Raw genomic sequence first — 15,399 nt, forward strand, 5'->3', positions numbered from 1 at the left:
CGGATTATAACCAGCTCAAGCCCTCTGTCTTGCCCAGCTACCAACTTTGATGATCCAGATCAAAAAGTAGCCGTAATCAGTTGTTTGATAACCCTTAGAGGTAACAACGCTGTTGCTCACCCAGCGGCCAACACGTTTACGCAGTTGGGCGACGCTTCAGCGTCGTACGGCGGTCATGGTAGGCAATCGCTAGCCCGCTGCCCATAATCAGCGCACTGCCCACCCATACCCATAGGTCAGGCAGTTCTCCCCAGAACCACCAACCCAACAGTACCGCCCACAGCATGGCCGTGTAATCAAACGGTGCTGCAATAGCCGCTGGGGCAAAGCGAAAGGCTAAGGTAATAAATGCGGTGGCTCCGATACCTAATACACCGGCGGCTAAAAAACCCAACCAGTGCCAGGGCTGCGGGGTCTGCCACACCCAGGGCAAGCTAATAGTTGTCAGTAAAAAAGGTACTAACGTCATATAAAATACCATTGCCCATAGGTGCTCCCGAGCACCATAGCGACGCGCAGTAATCATCAGCAATGCATAGAAAACTGCCGCCCCCAGAAGGGTCAGCGCGCCCACCTGAAACGCGCCACCACCTGGGCGAACCACGATTAATACACCAACAAAACCAACTAACGATGCTATCAGTACCGGTGGATCAATACGCTCACCAAGCAGTGGCACCGACAGCAGCGTGACAAACAACGGCGCTACAAATGCAATCGCTGTGGCTTCGGCAAGCGGCATCAGCGTTAGCCCCCAAACAAAGCAGACCATGGTGGCAGTGTAAATTAGCCCTCTTAACAAATGCACACGAGGCCGCGCGGTACGCAGCTTGCGTAATCCACCTGAGAAATAAGCCAAGAGTGCAATTAACGGTAATGACACTAAGGTACGAAAGAAAATAATCTGTAACGGCGAATGCACTTCACCTAGCCATTTCGACACCGCATCACCCAACGCTAAGAACAGCACCCCCAAGCACATACAGAGAATGCCTTTTAACGACGTAGTCACGATGCTCTCCTTACTTTCCAGACACTATCTAGCGGAATTCAACACTAATAAAAAACCCCGCCAATGGGACACTGGCGGGGTCGCGATTGTCGTGTGGCTTTATAAGCTTGCGTTGACCACCATGCACTCCATACCCTGCGCCTTTAACGACCTACAGGCACGCCTTGCACGCGGTTCATCCAGTGCCACGACCCTAGCGCGGAATACTGTTGTTTGGCCCTCTAGCGCATCGATAGCAACACGTCCACCCACTTCATGGGGTAGTCGTTGAGCTGCTTGACGTGCCAGTTGCTCAGCGCGTGCCGCTTGGCTAAAAGCCCCTACCTGAATGCCCCAGCTATCTGAGGAGATTGCTCCCTGGGGCACTCCGGCAAGCTCTCGCTCACGTTCAAGAAAAGCAGCAAGTGGGTCTGGGGCATTGGTTGTAGATGCTTCCGCCGCTTCTTCCATTGAGCGTGAAAGGCGCTCTTCAACTTCGACAGACGGCGTAGAAGAAGCTGGTAAAGGGGACAACCTGGTCGCGGTTAAATCATTCCTAGTAGTGCCGTCACTCGCCAGTACGGGACGACTAGCTGCAGGTGGCGTTGTTACAGGCCGAGAAAGGGGGCGAGCAACAGGACCAGAAAAAGCCATATATTCGCTAGAAAAATTGGTATTCGCCAGCCATGTCTGCTGGTCTCGTAGGGCTGCACGTGCAAAGCTACGGTCTAATAGGTTAGCCATATGAGTATCTCGAGACGCCCCACTAAAGCCCCCCATTACAATTCCCACCAAACGACGACCGTCGTGAACAGCCGTTGTCGCCACGTTAAAACCCGATGCACGGATAAAGCCGGTTTTAAGGCCATCTGCCCCTGGGTAGTTTTTCACTAAACGGTTATGGCTGGTATGGCGGGTACCGCGATAAGTAAATTCTTGCAGCCCAAAATAGTGATAGTACTGAGGAAAGTCTTTCATCACTCGAACGGAGAGGGTCAGCATATCTCGAGCAGTCGTTACCTGTTGATCATCAGGCAGACCAGAGGCATTACGAAAGGTAGTGGCATTCATTCCCAATTCACGAGCTTTATCTGTCATTATTGCCCCAAAGCGTTGTTCGCTTCCTCCTAACGCTTCGGCTACTACGACAGCGACATCATTCGCTGACCGCACTGCTAACGCACGTATAGCAGTATCTACAGGAATAGTACTACCTGCCGATAACCACAATTTAGTGGCTGGCATTGCTGCAGCTTGAGCAGACACCGGCAGCGGCTGATCTAAACGAAGTTCGCCGCTTTCCAATGCTTCAAACGTAAGGTACAGCGTCATCATCTTGGTTAACGATGCAGGATAGCGACGCTCATCGGCATTCTCGGCGTACAAAACTTCCCCGTTTTCCAGATCTACCACGATACCCGCATAGCGCGGATTTGCCTGGGCAGCTGTCGCAATCCCCAACAGCAATACCATCAGAGACAATGGAAGCCACCAACACGCGACTTTTGTTGAGTACATTCCCCTTGTTGCCATACATGCCCCTTTCTTATTTGGCGTGATGTCGCCTTGCCTGCGAATGTCCTGATTAGCACACTTTAACGATCTAAGACTAGCACGGTAACTCGGCAAGTGAATTAACTAAGCAGTATATCGCTTGGAAACACAATGAATAGACCAAAAAAAACCGACCCTAAGGGGGTCGGTTTTCATTCTTGCTGAGTGACAACGCAGAGAAACTTACTCTTCTGCCGCTGCTTCTTCAACAACCGGGCGATCTACTAGCTCAACGAACGCCATAGGTGCGTTGTCGCCTGTGCGGAAACCGCACTTGAGAATACGGATGTAGCCACCCGGACGCTCGGCATAACGCGGACCTAACTCGTTGAACAATTTGCCGACGGCTTCTTTAGAGCGCGTACGGGAAAATGCCAAACGACGGTTTGCAACGCTATCCTGCTTAGCTAAGGTAATCAGCGGCTCGATAACGCGACGCAGTTCCTTGGCCTTAGGCAGGGTTGTCTTAATGACTTCATGTTCGACCAGCGAGACAGACATGTTCTTAAACATGGCCTGACGATGCGAGCTGGTACGATTCAGATGACGACCACTCTTACGATGACGCATGGTTGTAATTCCTTACCAAACTGGGACTCGAGTCGACACTCACGCGGAGGCCTTGTCGTCCTTCAGGCTAGCGGGTGGCCAATTTTCCAGCCGCATACCGAGGGACAAGCCACGCGCTGCCAGTACATCTTTGATTTCATTCAAAGACTTTTTACCAAGATTAGGTGTCTTCAGCAGCTCAACTTCAGTGCGCTGGATCAGATCACCAATATAATAAATATTCTCGGCTTTTAGGCAGTTAGCGCTGCGAACTGTCAACTCAAGATCGTCTACGGGGCGCAATAGGATAGGATCAACAAGATCCTCTTCCTCTTCGACTTCCTGTTCTTTGTCAGCTTCCAGGTCGACGAAGGCGGCCAGCTGCTCTTGCAGAATGGTCGCACTGCGACGGATAGCCTCTTCCGGATCCAGTGTACCGTCGGTTTCCAGATCGATAATTAGCTTATCGAGGTCGGTACGCTGCTCAACACGAGCGGCTTCAACCGAATAGGAAACACGCCGAACAGGGCTGAAGGTGGCATCCAGCTGCAGGCGGCCAATTGCACGTGTCTCCTCATCAGAGCCACGAGCGTCAGCCGGTTCGTAACCACGACCCAGCGCTACCTTAAGCTGAATTTTCAGCTCGGCACCTTCATTGACATGAGCAATGACGTGATCCGGGTTGACGATTTCGACGCTATGATCAAGCGCAATGTCGCCAGCGGTGACGACAGCTGGGCCCTGCTTGTTCAGCGAGAGCACCGCCTCGTCGCGGCTGTGCATCTTGATCGCAACATCTTTCAAGTTCAGGAGGATTTCGATGACATCTTCCTGCACCCCTTCGAGTGCACTGTATTCGTGCTCTACACCGGCAATTTCAGCCTCTACCACGGCAGCGCCGGGCATAGACGAAAGCAGAATGCGACGAAGTGCATTCCCCAGGGTGTGACCAAAGCCGCGCTCGAACGGTTCGAGAACGATTTTGGCATGATGTGCGCTGATTTCTTCGACCTTGATGTCGCGAGGGCGAAGAAACTCTGTCACTGAACGCTGCATATGAACACCTTTCAGGCTGCCAAACGGATACTGAGTACTCTAGAGCACACTACTCAAGAGCATCTGGGCGGTTAGCTTTGCTACCCCGCCCAGGTCTCAAGAAGCAGAAATGTAAATCAAACTGCTTACTTGGAGTACAGCTCGACGATCAGGTTTTCGTTGATGTCGGCAGTCAGGTCACCGCGTTCAGGCAGAGCCTTGAAAGTGCCTTCCATCTTCTTGGCGTCGATTTCGATCCAAGCGATGTCGCCACGGTTGGCCGCAATGGTCAACGAGTGTTGAATACGTGCTTGGTTCTTCGCCTTTTCGCGAACAGCTACAACGTCACCGGGCTTCACTTGATAAGAAGCAACGTTAACAGTACGGCCGTTCACAGAAATCGCCTTGTGGCTGACCAGCTGACGCGCTTCAGAGCGAGTCGAGCCAAAGCCCATGCGGTAGACGACGTTATCCAGTCGGGATTCAAGCAACTGCAACAATACTTCACCAGTCGCACCTTTCAGGCGAGCGGCTTCTTTGTAATAGTTGCGGAACTGCTTTTCGAGTACGCCATACATACGGCGTACTTTTTGCTTCTCGCGAAGCTGCAAGCCGTAGTCGGAAAGACGCTGACGACGCTGGCCGTGTACACCCGGGATTTGCTCGGATTTACACTTTTTCTCGAAGGGAGTCACGCCACTCTTTAAAAAGAGATCGGTGCCTTCACGACGAGACAGTTTGCACTTCGGTCCAATATAACGAGCCATGAATCTGTCTCCTTAAACGCGGCGTTTCTTAGGCGGACGGCAGCCATTGTGGGGAATGGGCGTCGCGTCAATGATGCTTTGCACGCGGAAGCCGGCGGCATTGAGAGCGCGCACAGCGGATTCACGGCCAGGACCGGGGCCTTTGACCAGCACGTCTACGTTTTTCACACCATACTCGGCTGCAGCAGTTGCTGCACGTTCACTTGCCACTTGAGCAGCGAACGGGGTGCTCTTACGAGAACCACGAAAACCCGAACCACCGGCAGTTGCCCATGAAAGAGCATTGCCCTGGCGGTCTGTGATCGTCACGATCGTGTTGTTAAAAGAAGCGTGGATGTGCGCTACGGCGTCCACTACCTGCTTTTTAACCTTTTTACGGTTACTACGCGGGTTAGCCATGTTGATGTCTATTCCTGTCTTTACGTCAACTCTCTATTAAAGAGCCTGCGTATTATTTGCGGATCGGCTTACGCGGGCCCTTACGGGTACGCGCGTTAGTCTTAGTCCGCTGACCACGCAGCGGAAGACTACGACGATGACGCAGACCACGGTAGCAGCCTAAGTCCATGAGACGCTTAATATTAAGCGTAACATCACGACGAAGGTCGCCTTCTACGGTGTACTTGCCAACTTCAGAACGCAGGGTATCAAGCTCATCGCTAGATAGATCCTGGATCTTGGCAGTAGGCGCGATACCGGCAGCAGCACAAACGTGCTGTGCGCGGGTACGGCCAATCCCGAAGATATAGGTCAGCGAGATCGCCGCATGCTTGTTGTCCGGGATATTGACGCCTGCAATACGGGCCATCAGCTTACTCCGAAATTTGAGCGGCTTGCTCGTTTATTCATCTACAAAAGGCGCAACAGCATACCCCTTTATAAGCCTTATGGCAAGGGGTATGCCGGCACCCGCTTAAAAACAACCCAGGAATTAACCCTGGCGCTGCTTGTGCCGCGGTTCGATGCAAATGACGCGGACAGCGCCATTGCGACGAATGATCTTACAGTTACGGCACATCTTCTTTACGGAAGCTCGAACTTTCATCGTTCTCTCCAAATCGCAACGGCGCGCCTCAGCGCGTGATGCCGCCGCTACCGTAGCCTTTCAGGTTGGACTTCTTCATCACCGAGTCATATTGATGCGACATGAGATGCGACTGCACCTGGGCCATGAAGTCCATGATGACCACAACCACGATTAGAAGCGAGGTACCACCGAAGAAAAACGGCACGTTCCAAGCGACTATCAGGAACTGGGGCATCAAGGAAACCGCAGTGATATACAAGGCACCGAACAAAGTAAGACGAGTCATTACTTTATCGATATAGCGAGCGGTCTGCTCGCCGGGGCGAATGCCCGGCAGGAAAGCGCCTGACTTTTTGAGATTGTCAGCCACATCCTTGGGGTTGAAGACCAGCGCTGTGTAAAAGAAGCAGAAGAATACCACTGCCGCCGCGAAAAGCAAGATGTAAAGCGGTTGGCCAGGGCCTAACGCTTGTGATGCACGCTGCAACCACTCCATTCCTTCGCCAGCACCAACCCACTGACCAATTGAGGCCGGGAAGAGCAAAATACTGGAGGCGAAAATTGCTGGAATAACACCAGCCATATTCACTTTCAAAGGCAAATAGCTGCTTTGACCTGCATACATCTTATTGCCAACCTGTCGCCTAGGGTAATTCACTTTCAAACGGCGTTGACCGCGTTCGATGAATACCACAAATGCAACGGTAGCAATACCTAGCACTGACAGCGCTAACAGCGGAAGAACATTCCAGGCCCCTTCATTACGAGCAAGCTCGAATGCTTGCCCGACGGCACTGGGCAGCCCAGCAACGATCCCCGCGAAGATTAGCAGCGAAATACCGTTGCCAATACCCTTCTCGGTGATCTGCTCACCTAGCCACATCATAAACACCGCACCTGACACAAACGTAATCACGGCGGTGAAATAGAAGCTAAAGTCAGCGCTGTATGCGATGCCTTGGCTAGCCAGACCGACCGACATGCCGGTCGCCTGGACAAGAGCCAGTATCACCGTGCCGTAGCGGGTGTACTGGCTAATCTTGCGGCGGCCAGCCTCACCCTCTTTCTTGAGCTGCTCAAGATGAGGAGAGACTGCAGTCATGAGCTGCATGATAATCGACGCCGAAATGTAGGGCATTATGCCCAAGGCGAGGACGCTCATACGCTCCAGGGCGCCACCTGAGAACATGTTGAACATGCCTAGGATGGTGCCCTGTTGCTCCCTAAACAAGGCAGCAAGCTGGTCAGGATTGATACCGGGAACGGGAATGTGGGCACCAATACGGTACACCACGATGGCGAGGAGTACGAAGCGCAAACGCGCCCACAGTTCACTCAGACCGCTGCCCATCGCCGGCATATTTCCTGACTTGGCCATTTAGTCCTCTACCTTGCCGCCGGCGGCTTCGATCGCTTCACGGGCACCTTTGGTGACCTTGATACCACGAACGGTAACCGCCTTGTTCAGTTCGCCAGAAAGGATGATCTTCGCGTGAAGCGTCGCATCCTTCAGCACGTTGGCTTGCTTCAGAGTTTCCATAGTGACTTCGTCACCAGCAACCTTAGCAAGTTCAGCCAGACGTACTTCTTCAGATACCAGCGACTTAGCAGACGTAAAGCCAAACTTCGGCAAACGACGCTGTAGTGGCATCTGACCGCCTTCGAAACCAGGCTTGACGCTGCCGCCACTGCGAGATTTCTGACCTTTGTGGCCACGGCCGCCGGTCTTACCAAGACCGGAACCGATACCACGACCAACGCGCTTTTCAGCGTGTTTGGAGCCCGGTGCAGGGCTCAGGGTATTGAGTTTCATGGATTACTCTCCCTCAACGCGCACAAGGTAGTTAACCTTGTGGATCATGCCGCGTACGGCAGGGGTGTCTTCCAGCTCAACCGTGTGACCGATGCGACGCAGACCCAGGCCTTTCATAGTAGCCTTGTGCTTGGGCAAAACGCCGATGGTGCTGCGGATCTGGGTAACCTTGATCGTTGCTGCCATGGTGCCTTACCCCGTGATCGCTTCGACAGACAGACCGCGCTTAGCGGCCACGTCTTCCGGTGCTTGCATGGAGGAGAGACCTTTAACAGTCGCCCGTACCACGTTAACCGGGTTGGTGGAACCGTAGCACTTGGCCAGTACATCATGGACGCCAGCAAGCTCTAGTACAGAGCGCATAGCGCCGCCAGCGATGATACCGGTACCTTCAGAAGCCGGCTGCATGTACACCTTGGAAGCACCATGACGGGCTTTTACCGGGTACTGAAGCGTATGGCCTGCAAGGTTGACCTTGACCATGTTGCGACGAGCTTGATCCATCGCTTTCTGAATCGCGACCGGCACTTCACGCGCCTTGCCACGACCAAAACCGACACGACCTTTACCATCACCAACGACGGTCAGCGCGGTGAAGCCGAAAATACGACCACCTTTGACCACCTTGGCGACGCGGTTAACCTGCACTAACTTCTCTTGCAGATCACCGCTTTGCTGTTCGTTCTTCGCCATCGTAAAACCCTTTAGAATTCCAGGCCGCCTTCACGAGCGGCGTCGGCCAGAGCCTTAACGCGACCGTGATACTTAAAGCCAGCACGATCGAAGGCCACCTGGGTGATGCCTGCTTCTTTAGCGCGTTCAGCAATCAGAGCGCCAACCTTAGAGGCGGCTTCTGCGTTGCCAGTCGCACCCTCGCGCAGTGCTTTGTCCAGCGTAGAAGCACTGGCTAGCACTTTGCCACCATCCGGCGAGATAATCTGCGCATAGATGTGACGCGGAGTACGGTTGACGCACAGGCGATACACGCCCAGCTCGCGGATCTTTGCGCGAGCGCGGCGGGCACGACGGAGACGAGATTCTTTCTTCGCGTTCATAACCCTGCCTTACTTCTTCTTGGCTTCTTTGCGACGCACCTGCTCGTCGGCGTACCGAACACCCTTGCCTTTATACGGCTCAGGGGGACGGAAGGCGCGGATTTCCGCGGCGCACTGGCCGAGCATCTGCTTGTCCGCGCTTTTCAGCACGATCACGGTGTTCTTCGGCGTTTCCGCTGAGACACCCTTAGGCAGTTCATAGTCGACCGGGTGCGAGAAGCCCAGTGAAAGATTGAGCGTCTGGCCCTTAGCTTGGGCACGATAACCGACGCCTACAATTTCGAGAGTTTTTGTGAAACCCTCGGATACGCCCGTTACCAGGTTCTGAACCAAGGCGCGGGTAGTACCGGCCATTGCCCAGCTCTTGGCAGACTCACTCGGGGCGAAGGTCAGCTGACCATCTTCTTGACCAATCACCACATCTTGGTGAATGGTCATAGATAGTGTGCCCTGGCCGCCTTTGGCGGTCAGCTGGCCAGCATCGATTTTAATCTCGACACCAGCAGGCACTTTAACCGGATATTTCGCTATGCGGGACATTCCAGCCTCCTAGAATACGGTGCAGATGACTTCGCCACCGACGCCTGCTTGGCGCGCGGCACGATCGGTCATGACACCATTAGAGGTGGTGACAATCGCGATACCCAGACCATCGGCGACCTTAGGCAGGTTGTCCTTGCCCTTGTATTGGCGCAAAGACGGCTTGGAAACCCGCTGAATGTGCTCAATAACCGGCTTACCCTCGAAGTACTTGAGAGTAACGGTCAGCTCGGGTTTAACGCCTTCAGCCACCGTAAAGTCGGTAATGTAGCCTTCTTCTTTTAACACGCGGGCCACTTCAACTTTCAGCTTGGAGGACGGCATGGTAGCCGTCTCCTTGGTGGCCATCTGCGCATTGCGGATACGGGTAAACATATCCGCTAGAGTGTCTTGCATGCTCATTTAATGTGCGCTCCTGATGATTCGACGTGACGTTACCAACTGGACTTTTTCAGACCAGGGACGTCGCCACGCATGGCGGCTTCACGCAGCTTGTTACGGCCAAGGCCGAACTTGTTGTAAAAACCGTGCGGACGGCCAGTGACGCGGCAGCGGTTACGCTGACGCACCGGGCTTGAGTCACGCGGCAGTTGCTGCAGCTTCAGCGTCGCCTCGAAACGTTCTTCTTCAGAAGCGTTCACGTCCGAGATGATTTTCTTGAGCTCTGCGCGCTTAGCCGCATACTTCTCGACTAGCTGAGTACGCTTGAGCTCGCGCTCTATCATACTTTTCTTAGCCATGATCCAACCCTTATTTCTTAAACGGGAAGTTCAGTGCCGCTAATAGCGCACGACCTTCCTCGTCGGTGTTGGCGGTAGTAGTGATAGTGACGTCCAGCCCCCGGATACGATCGATCTTATCATACTCGATCTCTGGGAAGATGATCTGCTCACGCACACCCATTGAGTAATTGCCGCGACCGTCAAAAGACTTCGGATTGAGACCACGGAAGTCACGCACGCGGGGAATCGCAATGTTCACCAAACGGTCCAGGAAGTCCCACATACGCGCTGAGCGTAGTGTAACTTTGACACCAATCGGCCAACCTTCGCGCACCTTGAAGCCCGCGATGGACTTGCGTGCCTTGGTCACCAACGGTTTTTGACCGGAGAGTTTCTCCAGGTCGCCGATGGCATTGTCGATCAGCTTTTTATCGCTGACCGCTTCGCCGATACCCATGTTCAGAGTCACTTTCGTGATCCGGGGTACCTGCATTACGTTGGCGTAGCTGAACTGCTCTTTGAGCTGAGCCACGACCTCGTTTTGATAACGTTCTTTCAAGTTCGCCATTTTGCTACCCGACTCGCGTTAGGCGTCGATCTGCGTCTGCGTCGACTTGTAGATACGTACCTTGGTACCGTCTTCCTTAACTTGGAAGCCGACGCGATCCGCCTTACCGGTCTCCGAATTGAAGATGGCTACGTTGGACGCGTGAATCGGAGCCTCACGCTCGACGATACCGCCCTGATTTCCCGCCATGGGATTAGGCTTGGTGTGACGTTTAATCATATTCACACCGGACACCACGAAACGGTTTTCTAATACCCGCTTAACAGTGCCACGCTTGCCTTTATCCTTCCCGGCGATGACGATGACTTCATCGTCACGTTTGATCTTTTGCATATCCGCCTCGCTCCTTACAGCACTTCAGGCGCTAGGGAAATGATCTTCATGAACTTCTCATTACGAAGTTCACGAGTTACCGGCCCGAAGATACGCGTGCCGATCGGCTGTTCGTTGGTGTTATTCAACAAAACTGCCGCATTTCCATCGAAACGGATCAGCGAACCGTCACTACGACGGACGCCACTACGGGTGCGAACGACTACCGCTTTCAGCACTTGGCCTTTTTTGACCTTACCGCGCGGAATCGCTTCCTTCACCGTTACCTTAATGACGTCACCAACGCGAGCGTAGCGACGGTGTGAACCGCCTAACACCTTGATGCATTGCACCCGGCGCGCTCCGCTGTTGTCGGCGACATCCAGCATTGTCTGAGTCTGAATCATCGGTTTTCTCCAAACCTAATCTGACTGCACTGGTTGAACAGACAAGGGGATTAACCCTTGGCTTGTTCGACCACCTCGACCAGCGTCCAAGCTTTCTTCTTGGAAAGCGGACGGCACTCCTGAATGGAAACCGTATCGCCTGCCTTAGCCTGGTTCGCCTCATCATGGGCGTGCAGCTTGGTGGAGCGCTTGACGTATTTTCCGTAGATCGGGTGACGCTCACGACGCTCGATCATTACGACGATGGATTTATCCATCTTATCGCTCACCACCTTGCCGGTGAGCGTACGTGTTTTTTTCTCTTCGGCCATCTTATTCACCTGCCTTCTCGTTGAGCATAGTCTTCACGCGGGCGATATCCCGGCGGACCTGCTTGAGCAGATGAGTCTGGCTCAGTTGGCCAGTGGCCTTCTGCATGCGCAGGTTAAACTGCTCGCGGAGTAGCTCGAGGAGTTGCTCTTGAAGCTCTCCTACGGACTTTTCACGAATTTCCTGGGCTTTCATCACATCACCGTCCGTTTAGCAAAGGTGGTGGACAAGGGCATCTTCTGTGCGGCCAACTCAAATGCTTCACGGGCCAGCTCTTCAGATACACCTTCAATTTCGTACAGGACCCGACCCGGTTGGATCTGGGCTACCCAGTACTCAACGGAACCTTTACCTTTACCCATACGAACTTCGAGCGGCTTCTTGGAGATCGGCTTATCAGGGAAGACGCGGATCCAAATTTTACCGCCACGCTTAACGTGACGTGTGATCGCACGACGGCCGGCTTCGATCTGGCGCGCAGTGATGCGGCCACGACCGGTTGCTTTGAGACCGTACTCCCCGAAGCTGATCTTGCTTCCGCGATGCGCCAGGCCACGGTTGCGGCCTTTCATCATCTTACGGAATTTCATACGCTTGGGCTGTAACATCGACTCGCTCTCCCCTTACCTGGAACCTTTCTTCTTGGGCGCGTTGCCGGCAGGCTGTTGCTTAGCCTTGGCACGTACTTCCTCGATACCACCGAGGATTTCGCCCTTGAAGATCCACACTTTGACGCCGATGACGCCGTAGGTGGTGTGAGCTTCGTAAGTGGCGTAGTCGATATCCGCACGCAACGTGTGCAACGGAACGCGACCTTCGCGGTACCATTCGGTACGTGCGATTTCGGCACCACCCAGACGACCTGACAGCTGAATCTTAATGCCGCCAGCGCCAAGACGCATTGCGTTCTGTACCGCGCGCTTCATAGCACGACGGAACATGACGCGACGCTCAAGCTGACCCGCTACGTTAGCAGCGACTAGCTTGGCATCCAGCTCCGGCTTGCGAACTTCTTCAATGTTCACATGAACTGGAACGCCCATCATCTCGGTGAGATCACGACGCAAACGGTCGACATCTTCACCTTTTTTGCCAATCACGATACCCGGACGGGCAGTGTGAATGGTGATGCGGGCATTATTAGCCGGACGCTCGATGTGAATGCGGCTTACGGAAGCGTTTTTCAAACGCTGTTCCAGGAAGCTGCGCACTTCGAGATCATTATTGAGCTTATCGGCATAGGCGCCGCGCTCGGCATACCAGACAGAAGCATGGTCTTTGACGATGCCCAGTCGAATGCCTGTTGGATTGACTTTCTGACCCATCTGGTCGACTCCTACTTCTCGGCTACCTTGACGGTGATGTGACAGGTGCGCTTCAAGATACGATCCGCACGCCCTTTGGCACGCGGCTTGATACGCTTGAGCGTCATGCCCTCATCGACGCAGATGGTCGAGACACGCAGCTCGTCTATATCCATGCCGTTATTTTCTTCCGCGTTTGCAATGGCGGACTGCAGCACTTTCTTAACCAGCTTGGCAGCCTTCTTCGGTGAGAAGGTCAGCAGGTCGAGTGCTTCGGCGACCGGTTTACCGCGCACCTGGTCAGCCACCAAACGGGCCTTCTGGGCGGATAAACGAGCGCCACGCAGCTTAGCTGTGACTTCCATCTCTCAATCCTCTCTGGCTTACCGTTTGGCTTTCTTGTCCGCCGCATGCCCGCGATAAGTGCGAGTAGCAGCGAATTCGCCCAGCTTGTGACCAACCATTTCCTCGGAGACATGCACCGGGACGTGTTGGCGACCGTTATGGACAGCGATTGTGAGGCCTACCATGTTTGGCAGGATCATCGAACGACGCGACCAAGTCTTGATCGGTTTGCGATCGTTCTTCTCCACTGCAGCCTCTACCTTCTTCAAAAGATGAAGGTCAATGAAGGGACCTTTCTTTAGTGAACGTGGCACAGCCGTTACCTCTTAATGTCTTGGCAATTTAGATCAACGCGTCTTATTACGACGACGAATGATCAGCTTGTCGGTGCGCTTGTTCTTACGCGTCTTGTGACCCTTAGTCGGCACGCCCCATGGGGATACCGGGTGACGACCACCACTGGTGCGGCCTTCGCCACCACCGTGCGGGTGATCGACTGGGTTCATCGCGACACCGCGAACAGTCGGACGCACGCCTCTCCAGCGCTTCGCACCGGCCTTGCCAAGTTGACGCAGGCTGTGCTCAGAGTTGCTCACTTCACCCAAGGTCGCGCGGCATTCAGCCAGTACTTTACGCATTTCGCCAGAGCGAAGACGCAAGGTGGCGTAATTACCTTCACGAGCGACCAACTGGGCGCTAGTACCGGCACTGCGAGCAATCTGCGCGCCTTTACCCGGCTTCAGTTCGATACCGTGAACGGTAGAACCAAGTGGGATGTTGCGCAGCGGCAAAGCATTACCTTTCTTGATGGGCGCGTTTACACCAGATTCCAGCACGTCACCCGCGCTGACACCTTTCGGTGCAATGATGTAACGACGCTCGCCATCAGCGTACTTTAGCAGTGCAATGTGCGCACTGCGGTTCGGGTCGTGCTCCAGACGCTCAACAGTGGCAGGAATGCCATCTTTTGTGCGCTTGAAGTCGATCAACCGATAGTGGTGACGATGACCACCGCCCACGTGGCGAGTGGTGATGCGACCGTAGTTGTTACGGCCACCGGACTTGGACTGTTTTTCCAAAAGCGGTGCATAAGCACGGCCTTTGTACAGTTCTTCACCAACGATCTTAACGACGTGGCGACGACCGGCGGATGTGGGTTTGGTCTTGACGATTGCCATTATCCGTACTCCTGCCCTTATTCGGCGCCAGAGAAGTCTTCGAGCGTTTCACCCGCAGCCAGGGTCACATACGCTTTGCGGTAACCCTTACGCAGGCCAACGCCGTGAGCAGTACGCTTAGTTTTACCCTTCACGTTCAATACTTGAACGCTGCCGACCTTCTTGCCGAATAGTGCTTCAACGGCTTTCTTGATCTCGGGCTTGGTAGCATCAGATGCCACTTTGAAAACGTACTGGTTGCGCTCGGCTGCCATCGCGGCCTTTTCGGTCACGTGCGGTCCAAGCAGAACCTTAAATACGCGCTCCTGGTTCATGCCAGCTTCTCCTCGAATTTACGCAGGGCGGAGACGGTGACCAGAACCTTATCAAAGGCAACTAGGCTCACCGGATCAGCTGCAGCGACATCCACCACGTCAACGTGGGGAAGGTTGCGTGCGGCCAGATAGAGCTTCTCGTCAATTTCTTCAGTAACGATCAACACTTTCTCAAGGTTGAGCTCTTTCAGCTTGGCAGCTACCTGCTTGGTCTTCGGCGCTTCAACGCTAAACTCTTCAATAGCGATCAGACGCTCTTGACGTACGAGTTCAGACAGGATGGAACGCATCGCCGCACGGTACATTTTGCGGTTTACTTTCTGGCTATGGTCCTGAGGACGCGCCGCGAAAGTTACGCCGCCGCTGCGCCATAGCGGAGAGCGGATAGTACCGGCACGTGCACGACCGGTACCCTTCTGACGCCACGGCTTTTTACCACCACCACGCACGTCGGAACGGTTCTTTTGAGCGCGAGTACCTTGACGGCCACCAGCCAAATAGGCAGTTACCACCTGGTGAACCAGCGCTTCGTTGAATTCTTTGCCAAAAGTGGCGTCGGCTACTTCAACGGTACCCGTGCCTGCAGCAAGATTCAGATTCATTGGTAAT

At 54.0% G+C, this 15,399-nt stretch carries 28 protein-coding genes; all 28 read right to left on the bottom strand.

What is annotated here, in order from left to right:
* Positions 1 to 136: 136 nt before the first annotated feature.
* Positions 137 to 1,012, bottom strand: a complete 876-nt coding sequence (locus M0220_RS06640) for a DMT family transporter (protein ID WP_264019003.1) — start codon at positions 1,010 to 1,012, stop codon at positions 137 to 139.
* 99 nt (positions 1,013 to 1,111) lie between these two features.
* Positions 1,112 to 2,464, bottom strand: a complete 1,353-nt coding sequence (locus M0220_RS06645; protein ID WP_264019201.1) for a serine hydrolase — start codon at positions 2,462 to 2,464, stop codon at positions 1,112 to 1,114.
* A 264-nt stretch (positions 2,465 to 2,728) separates the two neighbouring features.
* Entirely contained in the window at positions 2,729 to 3,115 is a 387-nt protein-coding gene (rplQ, locus tag M0220_RS06650) for a 50S ribosomal protein L17 (RefSeq protein WP_030074204.1), read from the bottom strand.
* A gap of 39 nt (positions 3,116 to 3,154) precedes the next feature.
* On the bottom strand, positions 3,155 to 4,150 hold the full coding sequence (locus M0220_RS06655) for a DNA-directed RNA polymerase subunit alpha (protein WP_009723881.1): 996 nt from the start codon (positions 4,148 to 4,150) through the stop codon (positions 3,155 to 3,157).
* A gap of 125 nt (positions 4,151 to 4,275) precedes the next feature.
* Positions 4,276 to 4,896 (bottom strand): 30S ribosomal protein S4, encoded by a 621-nt coding sequence (gene rpsD, locus M0220_RS06660; protein ID WP_030074205.1) that lies wholly within the window; start codon positions 4,894 to 4,896, stop codon positions 4,276 to 4,278.
* A gap of 12 nt (positions 4,897 to 4,908) precedes the next feature.
* A complete protein-coding gene (gene rpsK / locus M0220_RS06665) occupies positions 4,909 to 5,295 on the bottom strand; it encodes a 30S ribosomal protein S11 (RefSeq protein WP_027337525.1) in 387 nt (128 codons plus the stop codon).
* Positions 5,296 to 5,347: 52 nt separating this feature from the next.
* Complete coding sequence (gene rpsM / locus M0220_RS06670) at positions 5,348 to 5,704, bottom strand: 30S ribosomal protein S13 (RefSeq protein WP_030074206.1); 357 nt, start codon at positions 5,702 to 5,704, stop codon at positions 5,348 to 5,350.
* A 123-nt stretch (positions 5,705 to 5,827) separates the two neighbouring features.
* A complete protein-coding gene (gene rpmJ, locus M0220_RS06675; protein ID WP_009099023.1) occupies positions 5,828 to 5,941 on the bottom strand; it encodes a 50S ribosomal protein L36 in 114 nt (37 codons plus the stop codon).
* A 28-nt stretch (positions 5,942 to 5,969) separates the two neighbouring features.
* The gene (gene secY / locus M0220_RS06680) at positions 5,970 to 7,301 is read right to left on the bottom strand and encodes a preprotein translocase subunit SecY (protein ID WP_030074207.1); all 1,332 of its coding nucleotides are present in this window, start codon (positions 7,299 to 7,301) and stop codon (positions 5,970 to 5,972) included.
* The gene (rplO, locus tag M0220_RS06685; protein ID WP_030074208.1) at positions 7,302 to 7,736 is read right to left on the bottom strand and encodes a 50S ribosomal protein L15; all 435 of its coding nucleotides are present in this window, start codon (positions 7,734 to 7,736) and stop codon (positions 7,302 to 7,304) included.
* A 3-nt stretch (positions 7,737 to 7,739) separates the two neighbouring features.
* Complete coding sequence (gene rpmD, locus M0220_RS06690) at positions 7,740 to 7,922, bottom strand: 50S ribosomal protein L30 (protein WP_009723888.1); 183 nt, start codon at positions 7,920 to 7,922, stop codon at positions 7,740 to 7,742.
* Positions 7,923 to 7,928: 6 nt separating this feature from the next.
* Complete coding sequence (rpsE, locus tag M0220_RS06695) at positions 7,929 to 8,429, bottom strand: 30S ribosomal protein S5 (protein WP_007111990.1); 501 nt, start codon at positions 8,427 to 8,429, stop codon at positions 7,929 to 7,931.
* 11 nt (positions 8,430 to 8,440) lie between these two features.
* Positions 8,441 to 8,791: a 50S ribosomal protein L18 gene (gene rplR, locus M0220_RS06700; protein ID WP_009723890.1), complete on the bottom strand. Its 351-nt coding sequence runs from the start codon at positions 8,789 to 8,791 to the stop codon at positions 8,441 to 8,443.
* A gap of 9 nt (positions 8,792 to 8,800) precedes the next feature.
* Entirely contained in the window at positions 8,801 to 9,331 is a 531-nt protein-coding gene (rplF, locus tag M0220_RS06705) for a 50S ribosomal protein L6 (RefSeq protein WP_009723891.1), read from the bottom strand.
* A gap of 9 nt (positions 9,332 to 9,340) precedes the next feature.
* Positions 9,341 to 9,733 carry a 30S ribosomal protein S8 gene (gene rpsH / locus M0220_RS06710; RefSeq protein ID WP_009723892.1) on the bottom strand — a complete coding sequence of 131 codons (393 nt, stop codon included), beginning with the start codon at positions 9,731 to 9,733 and terminating at the stop codon, positions 9,341 to 9,343.
* 32 nt (positions 9,734 to 9,765) lie between these two features.
* A complete protein-coding gene (rpsN, locus tag M0220_RS06715; RefSeq protein WP_009723893.1) occupies positions 9,766 to 10,071 on the bottom strand; it encodes a 30S ribosomal protein S14 in 306 nt (101 codons plus the stop codon).
* Between the two features lie 10 nt (positions 10,072 to 10,081).
* Complete coding sequence (gene rplE / locus M0220_RS06720; RefSeq protein ID WP_009723894.1) at positions 10,082 to 10,621, bottom strand: 50S ribosomal protein L5; 540 nt, start codon at positions 10,619 to 10,621, stop codon at positions 10,082 to 10,084.
* A gap of 18 nt (positions 10,622 to 10,639) precedes the next feature.
* Positions 10,640 to 10,954, bottom strand: a complete 315-nt coding sequence (rplX, locus tag M0220_RS06725; RefSeq protein ID WP_009723895.1) for a 50S ribosomal protein L24 — start codon at positions 10,952 to 10,954, stop codon at positions 10,640 to 10,642.
* A 14-nt stretch (positions 10,955 to 10,968) separates the two neighbouring features.
* On the bottom strand, positions 10,969 to 11,340 hold the full coding sequence (gene rplN, locus M0220_RS06730) for a 50S ribosomal protein L14 (protein WP_009723896.1): 372 nt from the start codon (positions 11,338 to 11,340) through the stop codon (positions 10,969 to 10,971).
* Positions 11,341 to 11,390: 50 nt separating this feature from the next.
* The gene (gene rpsQ, locus M0220_RS06735; protein ID WP_009723897.1) at positions 11,391 to 11,651 is read right to left on the bottom strand and encodes a 30S ribosomal protein S17; all 261 of its coding nucleotides are present in this window, start codon (positions 11,649 to 11,651) and stop codon (positions 11,391 to 11,393) included.
* A 1-nt stretch (position 11,652) separates the two neighbouring features.
* Positions 11,653 to 11,844 (bottom strand): 50S ribosomal protein L29, encoded by a 192-nt coding sequence (gene rpmC / locus M0220_RS06740; protein WP_009723898.1) that lies wholly within the window; start codon positions 11,842 to 11,844, stop codon positions 11,653 to 11,655.
* Positions 11,844 to 12,257: a 50S ribosomal protein L16 gene (gene rplP / locus M0220_RS06745; RefSeq protein ID WP_007112000.1), complete on the bottom strand. Its 414-nt coding sequence runs from the start codon at positions 12,255 to 12,257 to the stop codon at positions 11,844 to 11,846. Before rplP ends, rpmC begins: the two co-directional genes overlap by 1 nt.
* A gap of 15 nt (positions 12,258 to 12,272) precedes the next feature.
* On the bottom strand, positions 12,273 to 12,974 hold the full coding sequence (gene rpsC / locus M0220_RS06750; RefSeq protein ID WP_030074209.1) for a 30S ribosomal protein S3: 702 nt from the start codon (positions 12,972 to 12,974) through the stop codon (positions 12,273 to 12,275).
* Between the two features lie 11 nt (positions 12,975 to 12,985).
* Positions 12,986 to 13,318 (bottom strand): 50S ribosomal protein L22, encoded by a 333-nt coding sequence (gene rplV, locus M0220_RS06755; RefSeq protein WP_010626471.1) that lies wholly within the window; start codon positions 13,316 to 13,318, stop codon positions 12,986 to 12,988.
* Positions 13,319 to 13,336: 18 nt separating this feature from the next.
* Entirely contained in the window at positions 13,337 to 13,612 is a 276-nt protein-coding gene (rpsS, locus tag M0220_RS06760) for a 30S ribosomal protein S19 (RefSeq protein ID WP_009098993.1), read from the bottom strand.
* Between the two features lie 33 nt (positions 13,613 to 13,645).
* Positions 13,646 to 14,476: a 50S ribosomal protein L2 gene (gene rplB / locus M0220_RS06765; RefSeq protein ID WP_030074210.1), complete on the bottom strand. Its 831-nt coding sequence runs from the start codon at positions 14,474 to 14,476 to the stop codon at positions 13,646 to 13,648.
* A gap of 17 nt (positions 14,477 to 14,493) precedes the next feature.
* Entirely contained in the window at positions 14,494 to 14,790 is a 297-nt protein-coding gene (gene rplW / locus M0220_RS06770; protein WP_009723902.1) for a 50S ribosomal protein L23, read from the bottom strand.
* Entirely contained in the window at positions 14,787 to 15,392 is a 606-nt protein-coding gene (gene rplD, locus M0220_RS06775) for a 50S ribosomal protein L4 (RefSeq protein ID WP_030074211.1), read from the bottom strand. The genes rplW and rplD overlap by 4 nt, the downstream gene beginning before the upstream one ends.
* Positions 15,393 to 15,399: the final 7 nt, after the last annotated feature.

It is taken from the genome of Halomonas qinghailakensis (genome assembly GCF_025820815.1).
In the GTDB taxonomy this organism is placed as follows: domain Bacteria; phylum Pseudomonadota; class Gammaproteobacteria; order Pseudomonadales; family Halomonadaceae; genus Vreelandella; species Vreelandella qaidamensis.

What these genes read in the sequence shown, in the direction of transcription:
- M0220_RS06645 (WP_264019201.1), bottom strand. Translation starts at nt 2,464, where the DNA reads ATGGTATTGCTGTTGGGGATTGCGACAGCTGCCCAGGCAAATCCGCGC.
- rplQ (WP_030074204.1), bottom strand. Translation starts at nt 3,115, where the DNA reads ATGCGTCATCGTAAGAGTGGTCGTCATCTGAATCGTACCAGCTCGCAT.
- M0220_RS06655 (WP_009723881.1), bottom strand. Translation starts at nt 4,150, where the DNA reads ATGCAGCGTTCAGTGACAGAGTTTCTTCGCCCTCGCGACATCAAGGTC.
- rpsD (WP_030074205.1), bottom strand. Translation starts at nt 4,896, where the DNA reads ATGGCTCGTTATATTGGACCGAAGTGCAAACTGTCTCGTCGTGAAGGC.
- rpsK (WP_027337525.1), bottom strand. Translation starts at nt 5,295, where the DNA reads ATGGCTAACCCGCGTAGTAACCGTAAAAAGGTTAAAAAGCAGGTAGTG.
- rpsM (WP_030074206.1), bottom strand. Translation starts at nt 5,704, where the DNA reads ATGGCCCGTATTGCAGGCGTCAATATCCCGGACAACAAGCATGCGGCG.
- rpmJ (WP_009099023.1), bottom strand. Translation starts at nt 5,941, where the DNA reads ATGAAAGTTCGAGCTTCCGTAAAGAAGATGTGCCGTAACTGTAAGATC.
- secY (WP_030074207.1), bottom strand. Translation starts at nt 7,301, where the DNA reads ATGGCCAAGTCAGGAAATATGCCGGCGATGGGCAGCGGTCTGAGTGAA.
- rplO (WP_030074208.1), bottom strand. Translation starts at nt 7,736, where the DNA reads ATGAAACTCAATACCCTGAGCCCTGCACCGGGCTCCAAACACGCTGAA.
- rpmD (WP_009723888.1), bottom strand. Translation starts at nt 7,922, where the DNA reads ATGGCAGCAACGATCAAGGTTACCCAGATCCGCAGCACCATCGGCGTT.
- rpsE (WP_007111990.1), bottom strand. Translation starts at nt 8,429, where the DNA reads ATGGCGAAGAACGAACAGCAAAGCGGTGATCTGCAAGAGAAGTTAGTG.
- rplR (WP_009723890.1), bottom strand. Translation starts at nt 8,791, where the DNA reads ATGAACGCGAAGAAAGAATCTCGTCTCCGTCGTGCCCGCCGCGCTCGC.
- rplF (WP_009723891.1), bottom strand. Translation starts at nt 9,331, where the DNA reads ATGTCCCGCATAGCGAAATATCCGGTTAAAGTGCCTGCTGGTGTCGAG.
- rpsH (WP_009723892.1), bottom strand. Translation starts at nt 9,733, where the DNA reads ATGAGCATGCAAGACACTCTAGCGGATATGTTTACCCGTATCCGCAAT.
- rpsN (WP_009723893.1), bottom strand. Translation starts at nt 10,071, where the DNA reads ATGGCTAAGAAAAGTATGATAGAGCGCGAGCTCAAGCGTACTCAGCTA.
- rplE (WP_009723894.1), bottom strand. Translation starts at nt 10,621, where the DNA reads ATGGCGAACTTGAAAGAACGTTATCAAAACGAGGTCGTGGCTCAGCTC.
- rplX (WP_009723895.1), bottom strand. Translation starts at nt 10,954, where the DNA reads ATGCAAAAGATCAAACGTGACGATGAAGTCATCGTCATCGCCGGGAAG.
- rplN (WP_009723896.1), bottom strand. Translation starts at nt 11,340, where the DNA reads ATGATTCAGACTCAGACAATGCTGGATGTCGCCGACAACAGCGGAGCG.
- rpsQ (WP_009723897.1), bottom strand. Translation starts at nt 11,651, where the DNA reads ATGGCCGAAGAGAAAAAAACACGTACGCTCACCGGCAAGGTGGTGAGC.
- rpmC (WP_009723898.1), bottom strand. Translation starts at nt 11,844, where the DNA reads ATGAAAGCCCAGGAAATTCGTGAAAAGTCCGTAGGAGAGCTTCAAGAG.
- rplP (WP_007112000.1), bottom strand. Translation starts at nt 12,257, where the DNA reads ATGTTACAGCCCAAGCGTATGAAATTCCGTAAGATGATGAAAGGCCGC.
- rpsC (WP_030074209.1), bottom strand. Translation starts at nt 12,974, where the DNA reads ATGGGTCAGAAAGTCAATCCAACAGGCATTCGACTGGGCATCGTCAAA.
- rplV (WP_010626471.1), bottom strand. Translation starts at nt 13,318, where the DNA reads ATGGAAGTCACAGCTAAGCTGCGTGGCGCTCGTTTATCCGCCCAGAAG.
- rplB (WP_030074210.1), bottom strand. Translation starts at nt 14,476, where the DNA reads ATGGCAATCGTCAAGACCAAACCCACATCCGCCGGTCGTCGCCACGTC.
- rplW (WP_009723902.1), bottom strand. Translation starts at nt 14,790, where the DNA reads ATGAACCAGGAGCGCGTATTTAAGGTTCTGCTTGGACCGCACGTGACC.
- rplD (WP_030074211.1), bottom strand. Translation starts at nt 15,392, where the DNA reads ATGAATCTGAATCTTGCTGCAGGCACGGGTACCGTTGAAGTAGCCGAC.